Raw genomic sequence first — 21,996 nt, 5'->3', positions numbered from 1 at the left:
AACTGCTAATAAACGTCGTCAGCATTACGGTGCCTAATCTGCTGATAGGCATTAACCAAAAAGGTGATGCGACCGGTTGTTCTGGTCAAGGGTCGGAACACGTCGTCACATAAGGTCGCCGGCGAATAGGCAGACTCTAACCCAGTCGTGTGACAGGCAGGGAACGTGGTAAGCCCGTATGGCTGCCTTCGGGCAGGTGAACCGCAAGGTGATCCGTTGGCTGTGCGGGTATGGGATCGCAGAGAAAGCGAAAGCCGGGCTGTAATGGCCCGGATAGGGGCTGGAACATCGCTCCACGGGAAACCGGGCAGACTTCTGCGTGGTCTTTCGTCGCATGAACTCTGAGTGAACCTGTCTCAATAAACCTAGAGATCCAGCTGTAACGGATCTTCTATTAATCCAACCCTGGCGGGAGCGTCCATTCCCGTCAGGGGATGTGTGCGTCTTTCGCTTGGGGCAACTTGAGAGGAAGGCAGCATGTTAGAACATAGCCAATTGGCCGTGTCTGCGCCTTCCGGCGCTCCGCAACAATGGCATGACATCGATTGGTGGCGTGTTCAGCGGAATGTCCGGGCGATGCAGATACGGATTGCGAAGGCTTGTCGGGAAGGCAACTGGCGCAGGGTGAAAGCCTTGCAGCGGATGCTGACCCGCTCACGCTCGGCCAGATACTTGGCCGTACGGCGAGTCACTGAAAACCAGGGTAAGCGCACGGCGGGAGTCGACCGCGTGCTCTGGGATACACCCGATGCCAAATGGAAGGCGGCAAATGGGTTGAAGCGCCACGGTTATAAACCACGGCCTTTACGGCGTGTGTTTATTCCGAAGTCAAATGGAAAGGAGCGCCCTCTGGGCATTCCGACCATGACGGACAGGGCAATGCAGGCGTTGTATTTGCTTGCTCTGGCACCCATTGCAGAAACCACCGGCGATCCAAACAGCTACGGCTTTAGGATCGAGCGATCTACGGCGGATGCAATGGGGCAGTTGTTCGTATGCCTATCCAAGAAGGTTTCGGCCCAATGGGTTTTGGAGGCGGACATCAAAGGCTGCTTTGACCATATCAATCATGACTGGCTTATCACCAACGTCCCAACGGATAAGGTGGTTCTCCGAAAATGGTTGAAAGCTGGCGTGATTCATAAAGGCCAGCTACAGGCAACGGATGCCGGTACGCCACAGGGCGGGATTGTCTCGCCCAGCTTGGCGAATCTGGTGCTGGATGGGCTGGAGTCACAACTTAAGCAACATCTGGGTGTGACCAAGGCCAAGAAGCTGAAAATCAATGTGGTGCGTTATGCGGATGACTTTGTGATAACCGGAACCTCGCGAGAGGTGCTGGAAACTGAAGTCAGACCTTGGGTAGAGCAGTTCCTAGCAGTGCGGGGGCTGCAGTTGTCACTCGAGAAGACGCGTGTCGTCCATATAAATGAAGGCTTTGACTTTCTAGGTTGGAATTTCCGCAAGTACGATGGGAAGCTTCTGATCAAGCCAAGCAAGAAAAACGTGAAAGCGTTCTATAGCAAGGTAAGGGAGGTCATCAGTACCAGCAAAACGGTAAGGCAGGAGGATCTGATCCGACAGCTGAATCCGATACTGCGTGGCTGGGCGTTCTATCACCAGCCTGTGGTAGCCAAGAAAGCGTATAGCCGCATGGATTACATGATCTTTCTGGCTCTATGGCGTTGGGCAAAACGGCGACACCCTAAGAAAACACTCCAGTGGATCGGAGCGAAATACTTTAAACCCATGAAGGGGCGGAAAGGGGTGTTTGCTACCGCGACGATGAATGACAAGGGAGAGATGCGAACGATCGAGTTGTACTCGCTAGCGAGCACTCCGATCGAACGACACAAGAAGGTGAGTGGGGAGTACAACCCCTTCGATCCTTCTATGGAGGAAATGGGTGAGAAAAGGCGTATGGAACAGATGCTCAAAAGGCTGGCGTACCGTAAGCAAATCTTGAGCCTTTTTCAGAGTCAGAAAGGATTGTGTCCAATATGTAAGTTACCGATTACGAAGGAGACGGGGTGGCATGATCACCACATTCTGTACCGCACAAAAGGCGGTGGAGACTCCCTAAATAACCGGGTACTATTGCACCCCCTTTGTCACCAGCGGCTACACGCTCGCGGATTGACAGTGAACAAACCGGCTCCCCTTACCGGGGGTTTTGATTAGGCCCGAGCCGTATGCGGGGAAACTCGCACGTACGGTTCTTAGGGGGAGGTGGGCCAGTAATGGCCCATCTCTACCCGACATTCTGGGGTCGGAAACGGCCGGCTAACGTCTGTGCAACGAGGAATATCCATGCAAGTTTCTGTTGAAAATACTACTGCTCTTGAGCGCCGCATGAGCGTCACCGTGCCGGCTGAGCGCATTGAGAGCCAAGTCAACAAGCGTCTGCAGCAGACTGCCCAAAAGGCCAAGATTGCTGGCTTCCGTCCAGGCAAAGTGCCAATGAGCGAAATCAAGCGCCGTTTCGGTGCTGACGCTCGCCAGGAAGCTGTAGGCGACGTGATCCAGTCTTCCTTCTATGAGGCTGTGGTTGAGCAGAAGCTGAACCCGGCTGGTTCGCCGTCGATCGAGCCAAAATCCCTGGAAGCTGGCAAGGACCTGGAATACGTCGCTGTTTTCGAGGTGTTCCCTGAGTTCACCGTTGCCGGTTTCGAAGGTATCACCGTAGAGCGCCTGAGCGCTGACGTGGCTGATGCCGATCTGGACAAGATGCTGGAAGTCCTGCGCAAGCAGAACACCCGTTTTGAAGTCGCCGATCGCGCGGCTCAGAACGAAGACCAACTGAACATCGATTTCGTCGGCAAGGTCGACGGTGAAGTGTTCGCTGGTGGTTCCGCCAAAGGCACCCAGCTGGTGCTGGGTTCCGGCCGCATGATCCCTGGTTTCGAAGACGGTCTGGTTGGCGCTAAAGCCGGCGAAGAGCGCGTTCTGAACCTGACCTTCCCAGAGGACTATCAGAACCTCGATCTGGCAGGCAAAACCGCTGAGTTCACCGTGACCGTGAACACCGTTTCCGAGCCTAAACTGCCAGAACTGACCGAAGAGTTCTTCGCTCAATTCGGCATCAAGGAAACCGGCCTGGAAGGCTTCCGCACCGAAGTTCGCAAGAACATGGAGCGCGAACTGCGGCAGGCGATCAAATCCAAGGTCAAGAATCAGGTGATGGATGGTCTGCTGGCCACCAACCCGATCGAAGTGCCAAAGGCTCTGCTGTCCAACGAAGTCGACCGTCTGCGCGTGCAGGCTGTTCAGCAGTTCGGCGGCAACATCAAGCCTGACCAACTGCCGGCCGAGCTGTTCGAAGAGCAAGCCAAGCGCCGCGTTGTGCTGGGTCTGATCGTGGCTGAAGTGGTCAAGCAATTCGACCTCAAGCCTGACGAAGCCCGCGTTCGCGAGATGATTCAGGAAATGGCTTCGGCTTACCAGGAGCCTGAGCAGGTTGTGTCTTGGTACTACAAGAACGACCAGCAATTGAACGAAGTCCGTTCGGTTGTGCTGGAAGAACAAGTTGTGGATACTGTTCTGCAGAAAGCTAGCGTGACCGACAAATCGGTCTCTTACGAAGAAGCGGTCAAGCCGGTAGAAGCTCCACAAGCCGACTGATTGTTTTTGCGGTAAGAAGTACACACCATAAGCCAGCCTTCGTGCTGGCTTATGCGTATTCAAGACATAACTATTTGGGAGTGACTGCAGAGCATGTTCCGTAATTCGTATATTCAGCAGAACTCTGATATCCAGGCCGCAGGCGGCCTGGTCCCGATGGTTGTCGAGCAGTCTGCTCGTGGCGAACGCGCCTATGACATCTACTCGCGCCTTCTCAAGGAGCGAGTGATCTTTCTGGTTGGTCCGGTAGAGGACTACATGGCCAACCTGATCTGTGCGCAACTGCTGTTCCTTGAAGCGGAAAACCCGGACAAGGACATCCATCTCTATATCAACTCGCCGGGCGGTTCGGTGACGGCGGGCATGTCGATCTATGACACCATGCAGTTCATCAAGCCAAACGTGTCGACCACCTGTATCGGTCAAGCGTGCAGCATGGGCGCGTTTCTTCTGACGGCCGGTGCCAAAGGCAAGCGTTACTGCCTGCCAAACTCGCGTGTGATGATTCACCAGCCACTGGGCGGTTTCCAGGGCCAGGCTTCGGATATCGAAATCCATGCCAAGGAAATCCTCTTCATTCGTGAGCGTCTCAACACGCTGATGGCCAAGCATAGCGGGCGCACTCTTGAAGAAATCGAGCGCGATACCAACCGCGATAATTTCATGAGTGCAGAAGCAGCGCGTGAATACGGGTTGATCGATGAAGTGATCAACCAGCGCCCCGCTTAAAATAAGCAGCTCAAAATAAGGTTGGTCGGCGGGTCCGATCACCAGCGGGCTTGAAAAAGCCCGCAATAGCCTTCATCTTGTGTTGCAAGCCTATCGGATTTGGATCGAACGAATGACTGACACCCGCAACGGCGAGGACAACGGCAAGCTGCTCTATTGCTCCTTCTGTGGCAAAAGCCAGCATGAAGTACGCAAATTGATTGCCGGCCCCTCGGTCTTTATTTGCGACGAGTGCGTCGACCTGTGCAATGACATCATCCGTGAGGAGGTGCAGGAAGCCCAGGCCGAAAGCAGCGCGCATAAATTGCCTTCGCCTAAAGAAATCAGCGGCATCCTTGATCAGTACGTGATTGGTCAGGAGCGTGCGAAAAAGGTTCTGGCCGTAGCGGTGTACAACCACTACAAGCGTCTGAACCAGCGTGACAAAAAGAATGACGACGTCGAACTCGGCAAAAGCAACATCTTGCTGATCGGCCCGACAGGCTCGGGTAAAACCCTGCTTGCCGAAACACTGGCCCGCTTGCTGAACGTTCCGTTCACCATCGCCGACGCAACCACTCTCACCGAGGCGGGTTATGTAGGTGAAGATGTTGAGAACATCATTCAGAAGCTGCTGCAGAAGTGCGATTACGACGTAGAAAAAGCCCAGATGGGCATTGTCTACATCGATGAGATCGACAAAATCTCGCGCAAGTCTGACAACCCGTCGATCACCCGGGACGTTTCCGGTGAGGGCGTACAGCAGGCCCTGCTCAAGTTGATCGAAGGCACGGTTGCCTCCGTTCCGCCTCAGGGCGGTCGCAAGCACCCGCAGCAGGAATTCCTTCAGGTCGACACCCGTAACATCCTGTTCATCTGCGGTGGTGCGTTCTCCGGTCTGGAAAAGGTTATTCAAAACCGTTCCACCAAGGGCGGCATCGGTTTCAACGCGGAAGTGCGCAGCAAGGAAGAAGGCAAGAAAGTCGGTGAGTCCCTGCGTGAAGTCGAACCTGACGATTTGGTCAAGTTCGGTCTGATCCCGGAATTCGTCGGTCGTCTGCCGGTGCTTGCCACTCTGGATGAGCTCGATGAGGCTGCGTTGATGCAGATTCTCACCGAACCGAAAAATGCTCTGACCAAACAGTATGCCAAGCTGTTCGAGATGGAAGGCGTGGACCTGGAATTCCGGGCCGACGCGCTGAAATCAGTCGCCAAACGTGCTCTGGAACGCAAAACCGGTGCCCGTGGACTGCGCTCGATTCTCGAGGGTGTATTGCTCGACACTATGTATGAAATCCCCTCGCAGTCCGAGGTGAGTAAAGTAGTGATCGATGAAAGCGTTATAGAAGGCAAGTCCAAGCCACTGTATATCTACGAAAACAGTGAGCCGACTGCCAAGGCAGCGCCGGACGCCTAAGCGTCACTCGGCTGGAATAAAGAAGGGGCCTTCGGGCCCCTTTGCTATTGTGGGTCCGGCGTGGGAGCTGGCTTGTAGGAGCTGGCTTGCCAGTGAAGGCTGCCTGTTTTCGGTTGTGCTCGGGCCATCGCAAGCACCAATCATTTAACTGATACTTTTATCAGCTTGTTTTTTTCCAGAACAGCCCCCATCTTGGTTTCAAGCTTACTTCCATCTGTTTACGGCCTTATGGCCGCCGTAGAGGCGAAATCATGAAGACAACCATCGAATTGCCTCTCCTGCCATTGCGTGATGTCGTGGTTTATCCGCACATGGTTATCCCGCTGTTCGTGGGGCGCGAGAAATCCATCGAAGCCCTCGAGGCTGCGATGACGGGCGACAAGCAGATCCTTCTGCTGGCTCAGCGAAATCCTGCTGACGACGATCCCGGTGAAGAAGCACTTTATCGCGTAGGCACCATCGCTACCGTTCTGCAGCTGCTCAAGCTGCCTGACGGCACGGTCAAGGTTCTTGTCGAAGGCGAGCAACGGGGCGCCGTGGAGCGCTTCAGCGAAGTCGACGGCCACTGCCGTGCCGAAGTTTCGCTGATCGACGAAGCCGACGCGCCTGAGCGCGAGTCGGAAGTGTTTGTCCGCAGCCTGCTGGCTCAGTTCGAACAATATGTGCAGCTGGGCAAGAAAGTCCCCGCTGAAGTCCTGTCGTCGCTTAACAGCATCGACGAGCCAGGCCGCCTGGTAGACACCATGGCCGCGCACATGGCCCTGAAGATCGAGCAGAAGCAGGAAATCCTCGAAATCATCGATTTGTCGGCCCGGGTCGAGCACGTTCTGGCGTTGCTGGATGCCGAGATCGATCTGCTGCAAGTCGAAAAACGCATTCGCGGCCGCGTTAAAAAGCAAATGGAGCGCAGCCAGCGCGAGTACTACCTGAATGAGCAGATGAAGGCCATTCAGAAAGAGCTGGGCGACAGCGATGAAGGCCACAACGAAATCGAAGAGCTGAAAAAGCGTATCGATGCCGCCGGTCTGCCGAAAGATGCGTTGGCCAAGGCTCAGGCCGAACTGAACAAGCTCAAGCAAATGTCGCCAATGTCTGCGGAAGCGACGGTGGTGCGTTCGTACATCGACTGGCTGGTTCAAGTGCCGTGGAAAGCTCAGAGCAAGGTGCGTCTGGACCTTGCCCGTGCCGAAGACATTCTCGATGCCGACCACTATGGTCTGGAAGAAGTCAAAGAGCGGATCCTCGAATACCTCGCTGTACAGAAGCGCGTGAAGAAGATTCGTGGGCCGGTGCTGTGCCTGGTCGGTCCTCCCGGGGTGGGTAAAACCTCGCTGGCGGAGTCGATCGCTCACGCCACCAACCGCAAATTCGTGCGCATGGCCCTCGGTGGTGTGCGCGATGAGGCGGAAATTCGTGGTCATCGCCGGACTTATATCGGTTCGATGCCAGGAAGATTGATTCAAAAGATGACAAAAGTGGGCGTCCGCAATCCGCTGTTCCTGCTCGATGAAATCGACAAAATGGGCAGCGACATGCGTGGCGACCCGGCGTCGGCGTTGCTGGAAGTGCTCGATCCCGAGCAGAACCACAACTTCAACGATCACTATCTGGAAGTCGATTACGACCTGTCCGATGTGATGTTCCTGTGCACCTCCAACTCCATGAATATTCCGCCGGCACTGCTGGACCGGATGGAAGTGATTCGCCTGCCGGGTTACACCGAAGACGAAAAGATCAACATCGCCGTCAAATACCTTTCGCCGAAGCAGATTACCGCCAACGGTCTGAAGAAAGGCGAGCTGGAATTCGACGCCGAAGCGATCCGCGACATTATCCGCTATTACACCCGCGAAGCCGGTGTACGTGGGCTGGAGCGCCAGATTGCCAAGGTTTGCCGCAAGGCAGTCAAAGAGCATGCAATGGAAAAACGCTTCTCGGTGAAGGTCACTGCCGACATGCTCGAGCACTTCCTGGGTGTGCGTAAATTCCGCTATGGTCTGGCTGAGTCGCAGGATCAGATCGGCCAGGTAACTGGCTTGGCGTGGACCCAGGTGGGCGGCGAATTGCTGACCATCGAAGCCGCGGTCGTGCCGGGTAAAGGCCAGTTGATCAAAACGGGGTCCCTGGGTGACGTGATGGTCGAATCGATCACCGCAGCCCTGACCGTTGTCCGCAGCCGTGCGAAGAGCCTGGGGATTCCCCTGGACTTCCACGAGAAGCGCGACACTCACATCCACATGCCTGAAGGGGCGACCCCGAAGGATGGCCCTAGCGCCGGTGTAGGCATGTGCACGGCCCTGGTGTCGGCATTGACTGGCATTCCTGTACGAGCGGACGTCGCCATGACTGGCGAAATTACCTTGCGTGGTCAGGTGCTGGCGATCGGTGGTTTGAAGGAAAAACTGTTGGCTGCTCACCGTGGCGGAATCAAGACGGTGATCATTCCTGAAGAGAACGTACGCGATCTGAAGGAAATTCCTGACAATATCAAGCAAGATCTACAGATTAAACCCGTTAAATGGATTGACGAGGTCCTGCAAATTGCGCTGCAATACGCGCCGGAGCCCTTGCCGGATGTGGTTCCGGAGATCGTTGCAAAGGATGAAAAACGCGAGTCTGACTCTAAGGAAAGAATTAGCACGCATTAGTACGCATTTGCCTGGGGGGCTTGTTGACAGTTTTTTAGAGCCCTTGTTATAAAGCGGCTCTTAAGTGTCTGTAGGCCATTCAGCACTCGTTTTTTTGCTTTCACCAAAAAACTTAGAATCAAACTCAAATAGATATAAGGGGACTTAGAGTGAACAAGTCGGAACTGATTGATGCTATCGCTGCATCCGCTGATATCCCGAAAGCTGCTGCTGGCCGTGCGCTGGACGCTGTAATCGAATCCGTCACTGGCGCTCTGAAGGCTGGCGACTCTGTTGTTCTGGTTGGTTTCGGTACCTTCTCCGTGACCGATCGTCCAGCTCGCATCGGTCGTAACCCACAGACCGGTAAGACGCTGGAAATCGCCGCCGCCAAAAAACCAGGTTTCAAAGCCGGTAAAGCACTGAAAGAAGCTGTCAACTAAGTTCGATTCAGGTTTTTGCCCATCCGGGTCGGGGTCATTCCTGACTTGGCAGCGGAGCGGTAGTTCAGTCGGTTAGAATACCGGCCTGTCACGCCGGGGGTCGCGGGTTCGAGTCCCGTCCGCTCCGCCAGTTACGAGAAGGCGCATCCTCGGATGCGCCTTTCTTCTATCCGGATTCTACCCACGCTCCACGGTTGCCTAATTTTGAAGTTCAACCGTTTCTGGGGGACGCATGCTGCAGAATATCAGGGACAATTCACAAGGCTGGATTGCCAAGACCATTATCGGGATCATCGTTGTACTGATGGCTTTCACCGGTATCGAGGCCATTTTCCAGGCGACGACCAACAGCCAGGATGCGGCCAAGGTCAATGGTGAAGAAATCAGTCAAAACGAGCTGAACCAGGCGGTTGACATGCAACGCCGTCAGCTCATGCAACAGCTTGGCAAGGATTTTGATGCTTCCTTGCTCGACGAAAAAATGCTGCGCGAATCGGCCCTCAAAGGCCTGATCGATCGCAAACTGCTGCTGCAAGGCGCAGAAAAATCGAAATTCGCTTTCTCCGAAGCGGCTTTGGATCAGGTGATCCTGCAAACACCTGAATTCCAGGTGGATGGCAAGTTCAGTGCCGAACGCTTCGATCAGGTGATTCGTCAACTCGGCTACAGCCGTCTGCAATTCCGCCAGATGCTGGCTCAGGAAATGCTGATCGGTCAGCTGCGCGCTGGTCTGGCCGGTAGCGGCTTTGTCACCGATGCACAGGTTCTGGCCTTTGCCCGTCTGGAAAAACAGACCCGCGATTTCGCCACCCTGAACGTCAAGGCAGATCCTGCGGCGGTGAAACTGACCGACGATGAGGTCAAGGCCTACTACGACGAACACGCCAAGGAATTCATGACGCCGGATCAGGTGGTCATCGACTACCTCGAATTGAAGAAGGCGTCCTTCTTTGATCAGGTCAGCGTCAAGGACGAAGACCTGCAAGCGGCGTATCAGAAAGAAACCGCAAACCTGTCCGAGCAACGCCGGGCTGCGCATATTCTGGTCGAAGTGAACGATAAGGTGACCGAGGCGCAAGCCAAGGCCAAAATCGAAGAAGTGCAGGCGCGTCTGGCTAAAGGCGAGAAATTCGAGGCCCTGGCCAAGGAATTCTCCCAGGATCCAGGCTCGGCGAACAACGGCGGTGACCTCGGTTTTGCAGGTCCAGGCGTCTACGATCCAGCGTTTGAAAAAGCCCTGTATTCGTTGGCCAAGGATCAGGTATCGGAGCCGGTTCGCACGGACTTCGGTTTCCACCTGATCAAGCTGCTGGGCGTTGAAGCCCCTGAAGTGCCAACGTTCGCCAGCCTGAAAGACAAGCTGACCCGCGAGCTGAAAACCCAGCAGGTCGAGCAGCGTTTCGTCGAGGCGACCAAGCAATTGGAAGACTCATCGTTCGAAGCCTCCGATCTGGCCCAGCCAGCACAGGACCTGAAGCTGACCGTCCACACCTCCGCGCCATTCGGCCGTGAAGGTGGCGAAGGTGTTGCGGCCAACCGTGCCGTGGTGACCGCTGCGTTCAGTCCTGAAGTGCTGGATGAGGGTGCCAACAGCACCGCCATCGAGCTGGACCCGGAAACCGTGATCGTGCTGCGCGCCAAGGAACACCGCAAGCCTGAGCAACTGCCGCTGGAAAGCGTGGCTGCCAGCATCCGTGTGCAACTGACCAAGGAGCATGCCAGTGCTGCCGCCAAAACCAAGGCTGATCAACTGATCGTCAGCCTGCGCGATGGCAAGACTGCGCTGGACAAGGCGATCGATGGTCAGAACTGGAAGGTGACTCAAGTGGCGACTCGTGCTCAGGAAGGGGTCGACCCAACTGTGCTGCAAGCGCTGTTCCGCATGCCCAAGCCAGCCTCCAAAGACAAGCCGACCTTCAGCAGCGTGACCCTGGCCGATGGTAGCCTGGTGATCGTGCGTCTGGACGGCGTGAACGAAGCCGCGGCGCCGACCGAAGAAGAGAAGGTTCAATACCGTCGCTACCTCGCCTCGCGCATTGGCCAGCAAGACTTTGCGGCCTACCGCAAACAGCTGGAAAGCGAAGCAGACATCAAGCGTTTCTGATGCCTGGCTGAGTATTGCGCGACACAAAAGACCCCGGCCGAAAGGCTGGGGTTTTTTTTGTTCCAGCCTAGGTCATTTGCTTGTGCGACCTCTCCTTAGAACCCGGCTCAACAAACATGTAACCGTTTTAAGACATAATCGATGCTCCGCTAAGCATTGATCTGTTGCACAATACGCCCCGAACCGTTTTCCTCAGGATGTTCAATGTTTAGATCAATTCCCATGCGTGTTGTCGGGCTGGCCTTGGTGCTGGCCGCCGCTGTCGGTTGTTCGTCGAAGAAAGCCGCCATCTATGAGCATGAGAACTTCGACGACTCCGGAACGTTTTCGCGCAACTACCCGGTAACCGATGCGCAGACCTGCGAGGCCGCCCGTCGGGCTTTGCTCAGCCAGGGTTACATCATCACCAGCGCCGATTCGAAACTGGTCAGTGGGCACAAAAGTTTCCAGCAAACCGGCGAGACCCACATGGAGATCAGCTTCAACGTGGTCTGTGCCGATGACGGCAGCGAAGGGCATCACGCGACGATGTTCGCCAACGCCTTGCAGGATCGTTATGCGTTGAAAAAGACCAACAACTCCGCCAGCCTCGGTGTCGGTGTGTTGGGCTCGGTATCGATGCCGATCGGTTCGTCCGACGACTCGATGGTCAAGGTTGCCAGTGAAACCGTATCTTCAGCCAAGTTCTACGAACGTTTCTTTGCCTTGGTCGAGTTGTTCCTGCCGCCGGAAGCGAAGAAGGCCGCGCACATCCCCGAGAAGCCAAAGACTGATCTGGGTGTGCCTGAAGCCAAGGCTGCGCCGGCTCAGTTGGCGCCGACCCCGGCGGCAGAACCTGCGCCTGCTCCAGCGCCGACAGCCGAACCTGCTCCAGCCGCTTCGGAGCCTGTCGCACCACCAGCTGAAACCGCGCCGATTACCCCAGCGCAGAGCAGTGAACCGACTCCGTCCACGGAAACGGTGGCTCCACCGACGGATTCAAGCACCATGCCGGCACCGACCGAGCCAATTTCGGCCATGCCTGTCTCCGGCCAGTAATAGGCTGATGTTACGGATCGGGTCAGACGACTCCGATCCCGTAACACCTTCCAAGATTGATCCACATCAAATCGAGCCGTATTCCTACAGCTCGTATCGAAAAAATCCTGATAAATTCCTGACCACCTGCTACGTTTTATTCAGTAGCGATGTAGTGTCATGCGCGCGTCATTTTTCTTTCATGCGGGCACTTTATGCTCAGGGCACTGGTCATTTATTCAGACGATTTTTTCAACAAGCGATGGGGGTTTAATAATGGACGATTATCAAGAAGAACTGCTCGAGTATCAGGCGTTTGAACTGGACCCGCTGGAACCGGCCGAAGACGCTACCGAGCTTTAAGGCGACAACGCGCCGGGGAAACTAATTGAGAACGCCCCCTAACCTTACGCGGATTGGCGATGACTGCGGCGGAACTCGCCGGGGGTCTGGCCGTTCCAGCGTTTGAAGGCCCGTTGAAAGGCTTCGGCTGAGGCAAACCCCAGCAGATAGGCGATTTCGCCGAACGCCAGTTCGGTGTCGCGGATGTAGGTCATGGCGAGGTCGCGGCGCGTGTCGTTGAGAATTGCACGAAATTGCGTACCTTCCTCGGCGAGTTTGCGGCGCAAGGTCCAGGTCGGTAGTTTCAAGCGTGCCGCCACTTCTTCCAGGTCGGGTTCCCGACCACCATTGAGCAACGGCCCCAGTAACTGAGTGATACGTTCACGCAGGCTGCGGGTGCGTGTCAGTTGCTCCAGTTCCCGTTCACACAGTTGCAGCAAGTGCCGCCAGGTACTCGGGCAGTGCTGCGGGTTGCGCTGGGCGAGGCTGTCCAGGCTCAGGCGCAGTTGATTCTGTTCGGCGCCAAACTGAATCGGACAATCCCCAAGCACGGCATACGCCTCGCGATAATCCGGCGCCTGGAATTCGATTTCGATCCGTTCGGCGCGTAGCGGGGCAGGACTTACGCTGGACAATTGCTGCAACCAGCCGGCGATGATCGAATCCACCACGAAGCGGTTGTAGGCGTTGTAGGGGCTGATGGAATAGAAACGCAGCCACGCGCCTTGGGCATCTTCGTGAAAGCTCGACTGGCCGCGATAGTTGGAGCCGTACAGCGCTTCGAAGCGAATCAGGCAGCGCGCCGCTTCCCGCACGGTGGGGGCCTGGGCGGCGGTGACTCCGGCCAGGCCGGCCTGGCTCAGGCGACTGAACTGGCCCATGCGCAAACCCAGTGCCGGGTTGTCGGTCAGTTGAATGGCGCCGTGACCCAGGCGCATGTAGCGCGGGATCGAGAGACGGGCGCCGGCCTCCGCCAGTCGCGCGGCGTCGAGGCCGTACTGTTCGAGCAACGGTTGTGGGTCCAGGCCATGGCTGCGCACGGCGTCGGCCAGGCTATGGACGAAGCCCACCGACAAATCTCCGAGGCGCATCGGCTGCGGTTTCATCGCTTACAGCCAGAGATTCAGCAAACGCGCGCCCCGGGCATCGCCGTCGGCGAATTGTTGCCCGTTGCTGCTGAGGAAGCTTTGACCGGCGCTGCCCTTGTCCCAGAACTGACCGCGCAGGAACACACTCATGCCGGCGATGGTCTGGCTGCCGGACGGTTGGGCGATCAGCGTCAGCCGATGCCAGGCCTGACCTTCACTGAGTTCGCCAGCGTTGAGGCTGACAGAGTTCGGCGTGGACTGGCCTTTGTAGCCGCGCCACGGTTGATCCCAGGACCCGCGCCCGACGACGAACGCCGGGACCGCCACCAGTTGCGCGCCTTGATCGTCGAGTTTGCGATAGTTGTCGGGATACCAACTGTCGCTGCCGATCAGCACGCCCAGGCGTCCGGCCGGTGTATCGACGACATTGATCGTGTGTTCGGAATTGGCTTCGACAGTGTTGTGCCCAGCGAAAGTCGAGTGCATTTGCCGCTGAGGCTGGCCGATCGGCAACCCGTCGCGACCGAACACTACGCTGCTGTTGTACAGGGCACCGCGTCCAATCTTCAGGGTACCATCGCTGACACTCGGCTCGGGCAACACGATGGAACCCGCCACCAGAGTGATGCGGAATTCTTTCGCCAAGCCGCCGAACAGCGCCTGGTAATTCTTGGCCATTTTCTTGGCTTTCATCCGCAAGTGCGCGTCGTCGAGACGGTTGCCGCCCTCGGCACTGATCAGGGCGCGGATGAACTGCAACGGGTTGCTCACCGCCAGCCAGTTCATGGCTTCCTTGAGCGTAGTGGCCTGGTACAACTCGTCTTTTTCGCCGCTGATCATCAGCCAGGTGCCGATATGTTCGGGCAGTATGACGATGGTTTTTTCATTCAGCAGGCCCTGATCCTGAGCCTTCTGCAAGTAGGCCGCGAGCTTGCGGTGCAGGCGTTCGGGGCTTTGATAATCGGTGGGGAACAGCTCGGGCTGGATGCCCAGCAGATTGCCGCGATCGGCGGGGGTACCCTCATCAACTGCGAGACTGATGCGCAGGTCTGACAGGTAATGACCCACCGGACGATCCGCGGCCCACATGGCGTAGGTCGTGAGAGCGGCGATCAACGCCATGGAGAGGGTCAAGTACAAAAGTTTGCGCATGTGGAAACAGTCAACGGCCGCGTGCAGGGTTCGCGACTAGGGTAGGGCTCACGTCCGCGCTTGCCAAGGGGCGCTGCGCATTTGGATCAATAAGTTGTCAGTTACGGTCATTGAGTGACGGCAGTGCGACTCTTAGTCTGTCGAACATGACTGACGGGGCCGAAGAGCTCCTGCATTTTTCCGTGATCGCTCGTTGTGGAGTTACCGATGGCCGCCGCTCATTACCCGCACCTGTTGGCCCCGCTGGACCTGGGTTTTACCACGTTGCGCAACCGCACCCTGATGGGCTCGATGCACACGGGCCTTGAGGAAAAGCCCGGCGGTTTCGAGCGCATGGCTGCGTATTTCGCCGAGCGTGCCCGTGGCGGCGTTGGTCTGATGGTCACCGGCGGTATCGGCCCGAACGATGAGGGCGGGGTTTACTCCGGCGCGGCCAAACTCACCACCGAGGAAGAAGCGCTCAAGCACCTCATCGTCACCCGTGCGGTGCACGAGGCGGGTGGCAAGATCTGCATGCAGATTCTCCATGCCGGGCGTTATGCCTACAGCCCGAAACAAGTGGCACCGAGCGCGATCCAGGCGCCGATCAACCCGTTCAAGCCTAAAGAGCTGGACGAGGAAGGCATCGAGAAGCAGATCAGCGATTTCGTCACCTGCTCGACCCTGGCGCAAAAAGCCGAGTACGACGGCGTCGAGATCATGGGCTCCGAAGGTTATTTCATTAACCAGTTCCTCGCAGCCCACACCAACCATCGCACCGACCGCTGGGGCGGCGCTTACGAAAATCGCATGCGCCTGCCGGTGGAGATCGTGCGCCGGGTGCGCGAAGCGGTCGGCCCGAACTTCATCATCATCTTCCGCCTGTCGATGCTCGATCTGGTGGAAGGCGGCAGCACCTGGGAAGAAATCGTGCAGTTGGCCAAGGCCATCGAGCAGGCGGGTGCGACGATCATCAACACCGGCATCGGCTGGCACGAAGCGCGGATTCCGACCATCGCCACCAAAGTGCCCCGTGCGGCGTTCAGCAAAGTCACGGCCAAGCTGCGTGGGGAGGTAGGCATTCCGCTGATCACCACCAACCGCATCAATACCCCGGAAGTCGCCGAGCAGATTCTGGCCGAAGGCGATGCCGACATGGTGTCCATGGCGCGGCCGTTCCTCGCCGACCCGGATTTCGTCAACAAGGCTGCGGCCGGCCGTGGCGATGAAATCAACACCTGTATCGGTTGCAACCAGGCGTGCCTGGATCACACCTTTGGCGGCAAGTTGACCAGCTGCCTGGTGAACCCGCGGGCCTGCCATGAAACCGAACTCAATTACCTGCCGGTGCAGCAGATCAAGAAAATCGCCGTGATCGGCGCCGGCCCTGCAGGTTTGTCGGCCGCGACCGTAGCCGCCGAGCGTGGCCATCAGGTGACGTTGTTCGATTCGGCCAGTGAAATCGGCGGCCAGTTCAACATCGCCAAGCGTGTGCCGGGCAAGGAAGAATTCTTCGAAACCCTGCGTTATTTCAACCGCAAACTGCAGACCACCCACGTCGAGGTGTGCCTGAACACCCGCGTAGATGTGGCGAAACTGGTTGAGGGCGGTTACGACGAAATCATTTTGGCCACCGGTATCGCGCCAAGAACCCCGGCAATTCCCGGCGTTGAAAACGCCAAGGTGTTGAGCTACCTGGACGTGATCCTTGAGCGCAAACCGGTGGGCAAGCGCGTCGCGGTGATCGGCGCCGGCGGTATCGGGTTCGACGTGTCGGAGTTCCTCGTTCACCAGGGCGTGGCCACCAGTCAGGACCGCGAAGCGTTCTGGAAGGAGTGGGGCATCGATACGCACCTTGAGGCGCGCGGCGGTGTTGCAGGTATCAAGGCTGAGCCGCATGCGCCGGCCCGTGAAGTGTTCCTGCTGCAACGCAAGACATCCAAGGTCGGTGACGGCCTGGGCAAGACCACCGGCTGGATTCATCGCACCGGTCTGAAGAACAAACAGGTGCAGATGCTCAACAGCGTCGAGTACCTGAAGATCGACGACGAAGGCCTGCATATCCGCATTGGCGAAGGCGGCGAACCACAGGTGCTGCCGGTGGATAACATCGTGATCTGCGCTGGGCAGGATCCGTTGCGTGAGTTGCAGGATGGTCTGGTCGCGGCCGGGCAGAATGTGCACTTGATCGGCGGGGCGGACGTGGCGGCGGAGCTGGATGCCAAGCGCGCGATCAATCAGGGTTCGCGGTTGGCGGCTCAGTTGTAATACGCATAACCCTGTGGCGAGGGAGCTTGCTCCCGCTGGAGGCCGAAGGACTCCCCCTTTCAGCGATGGTGTTGTGTCAGGTTAATCACCGTCGCTGATTTTACGGCTGCTGCGCAGCCGAGCGGGAGCAAGCTCCCTCGCCACAAGTGGGCTGCTAAGATACCGGCTCTTTACCCCGAGCCGGCATCAATGCTTTTCCCACCAACAGACTGGCTACCCCAAGCCCCCCTCGAATCCCTTCACTTCGACTGGCTCACCACTGCCGGCATCGACGTCGCGATCCTGCGTCTGGACCAGATCGACCCGCTGATCAGTGGCAACAAGTGGTTCAAACTCATCGAACACCTGAAAGCCGCCAACCAGAGCGGCGCCCAAGGCATCATCAGCCTGGGCGGCGCTCATTCCAATCATCTTCATGCACTGGCTGCGGCGGGCAAACGCTTCGGTTTCACCACGGTTGGCCTGCTGCGCGGGCATCGGCAAGAAACGCCCACGGTGAAGGACTTGCAGGCGTTCGGCATGCACTTGCATTGGTTGGGTTATGGAGGCTATCGAGCACGGCACGAACCAGGCTTCTGGGCGCCCTGGCGGGAGCAATACCCCGAGCTACATCCAGTGCCGGAAGGTGGCGGCGGATTGCTTGGGGCGAAAGGTTGCCGGCAATTGGTGACTCAGGCCTGCGAAAAGTTGAGCAATCTGGGCTGGAGCCACTACGACGGCTGGTGGGTGGCCTGCGGAACGGGCACCACCTTGGCCGGTCTGGTTCTGGCCGAGGCGGGCGAACATCCGGTGTATGGCGCGTTGGCGGTGCCTGACGATCATGGCGTGGCGCAGCAAGTCGAATCGATTGTCCGCGAGGCGGGTTTACAGGGCCCAGCTTATGAGCTGTTCGATGCCAGCCGTGGCGGTTTTGCCAAAGTCGATCCGTTGTTACTCGAATTCATCGCGCAGACCGAGCAGGCCAGCAGCATTCTTTTCGAACCGCTGTACACCGGTAAAGCGCTGATGGCGCTCAAGCAGCAAGTCGAGGCGGGAAGATTTGCCCGGGGCACGCGGCTGATCTTCATCCACACCGGCGGCTTGCAGGGTCGCCGGGGTTTCAGTTCACAAACCTGAAGGGCGCAGTCAGAGACATCAATGTTGACTGTGCCGCCGTCTTCGCGGGCAAGCCACGCTCCCACAGATTTTGCGTCGTACACAGGATTTGCGGCCAGCATCAATCCTGTGGGAGCGGGCTTGCCCGCGAAGAGGCCGGACCTGCCTAAACCAGACTCTCGCGAACCCTCTGCACAAACATCGCCACCACCCGCTGTGTGCAATCGGTAATCGACGAAGGCGTCACGGCATGAGATCCGAGCGGTTGACCAGCCAGTCGAGCAGCAGACGACCATCGCGGCGTGGCTCCGGAGCGGGCCGGGAAGGCTGGGGATGGCCCATACCGGCACACAGCACCGGCCGGTCCGGGTCGCTGTCGAGAAAACTGACCAACACCTCGGTGCCGGCCACGGGCAGCCTGGCCGGATCGATCCGACCGTCTGGCGTTGCGAGGGCTACCGGTAGCCAGAACCCGGCGGGTTCCTCTGCCTCGAACGTCGGCGTCGGCCATAGCATGACCTGTATCCGGCCCAAATCATCGAGCGCCGCCGGTTGCCCGACGGGGCCCAGCACTCGGGCGGTCTGATAACCCGGGATGCTCGGCCGGGCCTGTTTGAGCGCGGGCCTGAACACCGTTGACCAGGGAATGGCAGTGAACTGATTGCTGTAGCGCCGGGCACCACCGGCCTGGTCCTCGGCGAGAATCGACGGCTGCTGTCCGTGGTGTCGGATATCGGTGAGCAGCCACTGATCGTTGAAACTTGAGAGCGGGTGTTGCGCCACTTGCAGGATCCGTCCACTGCACAGTTCGCTCTGGTTACTTTGGCCGTGGATCTGCCGTTGCTGGCAACGCAGACGTTCCAGCCGTCGGCGGCTGAGCTGATCATGATGAAGCTGTTCGGGCGCGGGGCGTGTTGGCACCGGAGCCGTTCTGGCGAATGGGTGGTTAGCTGCTCCGTCGCCGATCATCTGCGAGCCGCGGTTTCTGGCCTCCCATTGTGCAGGGGCGGGGTCCGGGTCATGGCGCTGGAACAGTTCGCTGATCACCGGCAAGGCAGAGTCGTTGAATGCGTCGTCCTGGAACGGCATCAGCAATGGCTCTTGGGGGAAACTCAGGCTGTCATCGGCCAGCACCAGCACGTGCCCGTCGCGCTGATGTTCGAAGTGATAGTGGATGCCTTCTTCTTCACACAGCCGCTGCATGAAGGCCAGATCGCTCTCATCGTACTGAATGCAAAAAGGCCGGGGCGGGTAGCACCCGTTTGCCAGTTCGAAGCGGTAGCTGTGCTCGGGCAACTGATGCTCCTCCAGCAACTGGCGCACGATCGCGGGCACGCTGAGACGATGAAACACCCGACGCGAGCTGTGCAGGTGAAGTTGTTGAAGATGGGGCGCCAGCACCAGAGAGTAGCCGACCCGGTGCGGGCCGCGATGTTCGCGACTGACGCTGTGGATCACGCCGTGAATGCCCTGGTCATCTGCCAGTCGCAGGAACGCCGGTTGTTGCAGCCATTGGTCGAGGTGCATTGACGGTGCGAGGCCGATCACGTCGATGTCGAATCGATAGGGCTGGTTGAGACCTTCACGGCCACTGAACTGCAACACCTGCAGACTCAAACCGCCGTCGAGGAGTGTCAGGGTGAAGGGGCTTTCCTTGTCGTTGTGCATCGAACGCGCTTCTGCCAGGGAGGATGGGCGCAGAGGGTACGAAACCACAGCCCTGAAGCGTCACCGCAAATCGACTTTTCAGAATCGCCCTACAAGCACTAGTGAAAATGTCGATCAGTCATGGGGTGAAGATCTTGGAATTTTTGGTCGATTGGCATCTTTAGGCCGTATAAACTGGCGCAATGCGTCGGCCAATAGATGTCTCGGCGCCATAGATCAAGAGAGTGAGTAATGGGCGCACAGTGGAAGGTTAAACACAAAGAAGCGGCAGCCAACGCCAAGGGCAAGATCTTCGGCAAACTGGTGAAAGAAATCACCATCGCTGCGCGCAACGGTGCCGATACCACCACCAACGCACACCTGCGTCTGGTGGTTGAACAGGCGAAAAAAGCCTCGATGCCCCGCGAAACCCTGGAACGCGCGATCAAGAAAGGCTCCGGCCAGCTCGGCGAAACCGTGCAATACCATCGCGTGACCTATGAAGGGTTCGCACCGCATCAGGTGCCGCTGATCGTTGAATGCGTGACTGACAACATCAACCGCACCGTCGCTGAAATCCGCGTCGCGTTCCGCAAGGGCCAGTTGGGCGCTTCCGGTTCGGTGGCCTGGGACTTCAACCACGTCGGCATGATCGAGGCGTCCCCGGACAGCCCTGACGCCGATCCGGAAATGGCTGCAATCGAAGCCGGTGCCCAGGATTTCGAACCAGGTGAAGACGGCGCGACGCTGTTCCTGACCGAACCTACGGACCTTGATGCGGTGCAGAAAGCGCTGCCGGAGCAGGGTTTCACGGTGTTGTCGGCCAAGTTGGGTTACCAGCCGAAGAACCCGGTCAGTGGTTTGAGCGATGAGCAGATGGCGGAAGTCGAAGCGTTCCTCGAAGGCCTCGATAACCACGATGACGTGCAAGATATGTTTGTTGGGTTAGCGGGTTAAGCGGCTCCGACAGTCTGTGATCTGACTTGTGGCGAGGGGGCTAGCCTGTGGCGAGGGAGCAAGCTCCCTCGCCACAGGTTTTATATTTGCCGCTAGTTGAACGCAGCTAACTCCCGCACAACCTCGCTGAACCCCGGTCGCGCCAGCACATCCGGCTGACAGCAGCGCTGTTGCAATGCCTCTAACGACTCACGCCCTTCATCACTCAACCCCGAGTCGATCCGCTCCAGCAATTCCCCCAGCAGTACCCCGAACGCCCGCACCTCGATCCGTTGCAGCGCACGGCTTTCAAGGCTGTCCGAAGTGGCATGGAAAGACGCCGCACCAAAGTCGCCCAACAGGCAGTCACCGTGCTCGTTCCACATGATGTTGTGACCATAGAGGTCGCCGTGAGTGATGCCTTGGCGGTGCAAATGTTCAGCCACTGAAGCGATGCCACTGGCGATGCGCAGCGCCACGTCAGCGTTGAACCGTGTGTCGTCGGCGTAGACGTCGCGGGTGCAGGACGTCAGGCTCGGCAGCCCGGCCAGGTTGCGGTAACTCGGATCGATCAGTTGCATCACCAACCCGGCCGTTTGCTGCGGGTGATCGACAATTCGGCCCTCGACCCGGATCAGGTTAGGGTGGATACCGGCGGTGATGCAGGCGTTCATTTCGTGCAACGGCGAGCCATCGCTGGTCATTTCGCCTTTGTAGAGTTTCACCGCGACCTGTTTCGTCTGCTCCCACAACGCCTGATGAATAACCCCCGACGCGCCTTCGCCGAGCTTTTTCTCCAGGCTCAGTTGGGACCAGGAAATGCTCGCCGTAGCTTGGAGGGCGGCGGCATCGGCTTCGGTTTCCAGCGGGTTACCGGCGTACGCCAGCCAGGTCAGGCACGGTAGGGTCAGCAGCCACTCGGGGAGCTCGGTGAGCTGATTGGCGGCGATACGGATCAGTTCGAGTTGATGGCAATGGCTCAGGCTCTCGGGCAAATGCTGTAACCGGTTGCCGGCGAGCATGAGCTTTTGCAGATGCGGGCGTTCACCCAGTTCGGTCGGCAGACTCGTGATGCAGTTATCGGTGAGGATCAGCCAACGCAACAGCGGCGGCAGGGCGGCGCCCGGCACGTTTTCGATGGCGTTGGCCTTGAAGCCGATCATCGTCAGCGCGGTGCACTGGCCAAGGCAAGCGGGCAGTTCGGTGAACTGATTGTCTGAGCAGAACAGCACGCGCAAACGGGTCAAACGGTGCAAGTCGTCCGGAAGGCTGCGCAAGGCGTTGCCGCTGAGATTGAGCACTTCCAGCGAGTCCGCCAGGTCGAAGATTTCCCGGGGGAACTCGGTCAGGCCGCAGGACAAGTCCAAACGGGTGATGCCCGACAGTTGGCCGGCGCGCAGTTGTGCGAGGGTATCCATGGGCAGATTCGCTATTGATCAGGAGGAGGGCGTTGGGGGCCTGGAAATGGGCGACATGATAGCGGGAAAGGTGTGGAGGCTGTCAGGCAGCCTTCGCGGGCACCGCAGGCTGCGATCTTTTGATCTTAAAAATC

16 protein-coding genes and 1 tRNA gene are annotated in these 21,996 nt (G+C 58.0%); 13 read left to right on the top strand and 4 right to left on the bottom strand.

The window, feature by feature from the left end:
• The first annotated feature begins 477 nt into the window (after positions 1-477).
• The 10 genes from ltrA to IC37_RS01130 all read left to right on the top strand — a co-directional run bounded on the left by ltrA (position 478) and on the right by IC37_RS01130 (position 12,300).
• A complete protein-coding gene (gene ltrA, locus IC37_RS01175) occupies positions 478-2,181 on the top strand; it encodes a group II intron reverse transcriptase/maturase (RefSeq protein WP_030130869.1) in 1,704 nt (567 codons plus the stop codon).
• 129 nt (positions 2,182-2,310) lie between these two features.
• A complete protein-coding gene (gene tig, locus IC37_RS01170; RefSeq protein WP_030130870.1) occupies positions 2,311-3,621 on the top strand; it encodes a trigger factor in 1,311 nt (436 codons plus the stop codon).
• A gap of 93 nt (positions 3,622-3,714) precedes the next feature.
• Complete coding sequence (clpP, locus tag IC37_RS01165) at positions 3,715-4,350, top strand: ATP-dependent Clp endopeptidase proteolytic subunit ClpP (RefSeq protein ID WP_008062468.1); 636 nt, start codon at positions 3,715-3,717, stop codon at positions 4,348-4,350.
• 112 nt (positions 4,351-4,462) lie between these two features.
• Entirely contained in the window at positions 4,463-5,746 is a 1,284-nt protein-coding gene (gene clpX / locus IC37_RS01160; protein WP_007901798.1) for an ATP-dependent Clp protease ATP-binding subunit ClpX, read from the top strand.
• Between the two features lie 251 nt (positions 5,747-5,997).
• Entirely contained in the window at positions 5,998-8,394 is a 2,397-nt protein-coding gene (gene lon, locus IC37_RS01155) for an endopeptidase La (protein WP_030130871.1), read from the top strand.
• Positions 8,395-8,543: 149 nt separating this feature from the next.
• The gene (locus IC37_RS01150; protein ID WP_002552737.1) at positions 8,544-8,816 is read left to right on the top strand and encodes an HU family DNA-binding protein; all 273 of its coding nucleotides are present in this window, start codon (positions 8,544-8,546) and stop codon (positions 8,814-8,816) included.
• Positions 8,817-8,869: 53 nt separating this feature from the next.
• Positions 8,870-8,946: transfer RNA gene (locus tag IC37_RS01145), tRNA-Asp, on the top strand.
• A gap of 102 nt (positions 8,947-9,048) precedes the next feature.
• Complete coding sequence (locus IC37_RS01140) at positions 9,049-10,920, top strand: SurA N-terminal domain-containing protein (RefSeq protein ID WP_030130872.1); 1,872 nt, start codon at positions 9,049-9,051, stop codon at positions 10,918-10,920.
• A 204-nt stretch (positions 10,921-11,124) separates the two neighbouring features.
• Positions 11,125-11,958, top strand: a complete 834-nt coding sequence (locus tag IC37_RS01135) for a DUF2242 domain-containing protein (protein WP_030130873.1) — start codon at positions 11,125-11,127, stop codon at positions 11,956-11,958.
• 159 nt (positions 11,959-12,117) lie between these two features.
• Positions 12,118-12,300 carry a hypothetical protein gene (locus IC37_RS01130; RefSeq protein ID WP_081729361.1) on the top strand — a complete coding sequence of 61 codons (183 nt, stop codon included), beginning with the start codon at positions 12,118-12,120 and terminating at the stop codon, positions 12,298-12,300.
• 44 nt (positions 12,301-12,344) lie between these two features.
• Here IC37_RS01130 and IC37_RS01125 read toward each other — a convergent pair whose 3' ends face one another.
• Together IC37_RS01125 and IC37_RS01120 are read right to left on the bottom strand one after the other, a co-directional pair.
• Complete coding sequence (locus IC37_RS01125) at positions 12,345-13,385, bottom strand: AraC family transcriptional regulator (RefSeq protein ID WP_030130874.1); 1,041 nt, start codon at positions 13,383-13,385, stop codon at positions 12,345-12,347.
• 3 nt (positions 13,386-13,388) lie between these two features.
• Positions 13,389-14,519 carry a carbon-nitrogen hydrolase family protein gene (locus tag IC37_RS01120; protein ID WP_030130875.1) on the bottom strand — a complete coding sequence of 377 codons (1,131 nt, stop codon included), beginning with the start codon at positions 14,517-14,519 and terminating at the stop codon, positions 13,389-13,391.
• 207 nt (positions 14,520-14,726) lie between these two features.
• Here IC37_RS01120 and IC37_RS01115 point away from each other — a divergent pair, with 207 nt between their 5' ends.
• Both IC37_RS01115 and IC37_RS01110 read left to right on the top strand, forming a co-directional pair.
• Positions 14,727-16,766, top strand: coding sequence for an FAD-dependent oxidoreductase (locus IC37_RS01115; protein WP_030130876.1), 2,040 nt, complete (start codon positions 14,727-14,729; stop codon positions 16,764-16,766).
• A gap of 189 nt (positions 16,767-16,955) precedes the next feature.
• On the top strand, positions 16,956-17,882 hold the full coding sequence (locus IC37_RS01110; protein ID WP_030130877.1) for a 1-aminocyclopropane-1-carboxylate deaminase/D-cysteine desulfhydrase: 927 nt from the start codon (positions 16,956-16,958) through the stop codon (positions 17,880-17,882).
• Positions 17,883-18,104: 222 nt separating this feature from the next.
• On the opposite strand, the gene IC37_RS01105 is transcribed toward IC37_RS01110, so the two are convergent.
• Positions 18,105-19,529: a type VI secretion system Vgr family protein gene (locus IC37_RS01105; protein ID WP_030130878.1), complete on the bottom strand. Its 1,425-nt coding sequence runs from the start codon at positions 19,527-19,529 to the stop codon at positions 18,105-18,107.
• A gap of 231 nt (positions 19,530-19,760) precedes the next feature.
• On the opposite strand from IC37_RS01105, the gene IC37_RS01100 reads away from it, so the two are divergent.
• A complete protein-coding gene (locus IC37_RS01100; protein ID WP_030130879.1) occupies positions 19,761-20,465 on the top strand; it encodes a YebC/PmpR family DNA-binding transcriptional regulator in 705 nt (234 codons plus the stop codon).
• A gap of 92 nt (positions 20,466-20,557) precedes the next feature.
• On the opposite strand, the gene IC37_RS01095 is transcribed toward IC37_RS01100, so the two are convergent.
• Complete coding sequence (locus IC37_RS01095) at positions 20,558-21,862, bottom strand: leucine-rich repeat-containing protein kinase family protein (protein ID WP_030130880.1); 1,305 nt, start codon at positions 21,860-21,862, stop codon at positions 20,558-20,560.
• Between the last annotated feature and the right edge of the window lie 134 nt (positions 21,863-21,996).

The sequence above is a fragment of the Pseudomonas sp. QTF5 genome (assembly GCF_000512695.2).
GTDB lineage: Bacteria > Pseudomonadota > Gammaproteobacteria > Pseudomonadales > Pseudomonadaceae > Aquipseudomonas.
This window is presented reverse-complemented; position numbering and strand designations above follow the sequence as displayed.

Bases quoted from the DNA above. Each gene is read 5' to 3' on its own strand.
- lon (WP_030130871.1), top strand. From the start codon at position 5,998: ATGAAGACAACCATCGAATTGCCTCTCCTGCCATTGCGTGATGTCGTG.
- IC37_RS01140 (WP_030130872.1), top strand. From the start codon at position 9,049: ATGCTGCAGAATATCAGGGACAATTCACAAGGCTGGATTGCCAAGACC.
- clpX (WP_007901798.1), top strand. From the start codon at position 4,463: ATGACTGACACCCGCAACGGCGAGGACAACGGCAAGCTGCTCTATTGC.
- IC37_RS01115 (WP_030130876.1), top strand. From the start codon at position 14,727: ATGGCCGCCGCTCATTACCCGCACCTGTTGGCCCCGCTGGACCTGGGT.
- IC37_RS01130 (WP_081729361.1), top strand. From the start codon at position 12,118: ATGCGCGCGTCATTTTTCTTTCATGCGGGCACTTTATGCTCAGGGCAC.
- ltrA (WP_030130869.1), top strand. From the start codon at position 478: ATGTTAGAACATAGCCAATTGGCCGTGTCTGCGCCTTCCGGCGCTCCG.
- IC37_RS01135 (WP_030130873.1), top strand. From the start codon at position 11,125: ATGTTTAGATCAATTCCCATGCGTGTTGTCGGGCTGGCCTTGGTGCTG.
- IC37_RS01095 (WP_030130880.1), bottom strand. From the start codon at position 21,862: ATGGATACCCTCGCACAACTGCGCGCCGGCCAACTGTCGGGCATCACC.
- IC37_RS01120 (WP_030130875.1), bottom strand. From the start codon at position 14,519: ATGCGCAAACTTTTGTACTTGACCCTCTCCATGGCGTTGATCGCCGCT.
- IC37_RS01110 (WP_030130877.1), top strand. From the start codon at position 16,956: ATGCTTTTCCCACCAACAGACTGGCTACCCCAAGCCCCCCTCGAATCC.
- IC37_RS01105 (WP_030130878.1), bottom strand. From the start codon at position 19,529: ATGCACAACGACAAGGAAAGCCCCTTCACCCTGACACTCCTCGACGGC.
- IC37_RS01100 (WP_030130879.1), top strand. From the start codon at position 19,761: ATGGGCGCACAGTGGAAGGTTAAACACAAAGAAGCGGCAGCCAACGCC.
- clpP (WP_008062468.1), top strand. From the start codon at position 3,715: ATGTTCCGTAATTCGTATATTCAGCAGAACTCTGATATCCAGGCCGCA.
- tig (WP_030130870.1), top strand. From the start codon at position 2,311: ATGCAAGTTTCTGTTGAAAATACTACTGCTCTTGAGCGCCGCATGAGC.
- IC37_RS01125 (WP_030130874.1), bottom strand. From the start codon at position 13,385: ATGAAACCGCAGCCGATGCGCCTCGGAGATTTGTCGGTGGGCTTCGTC.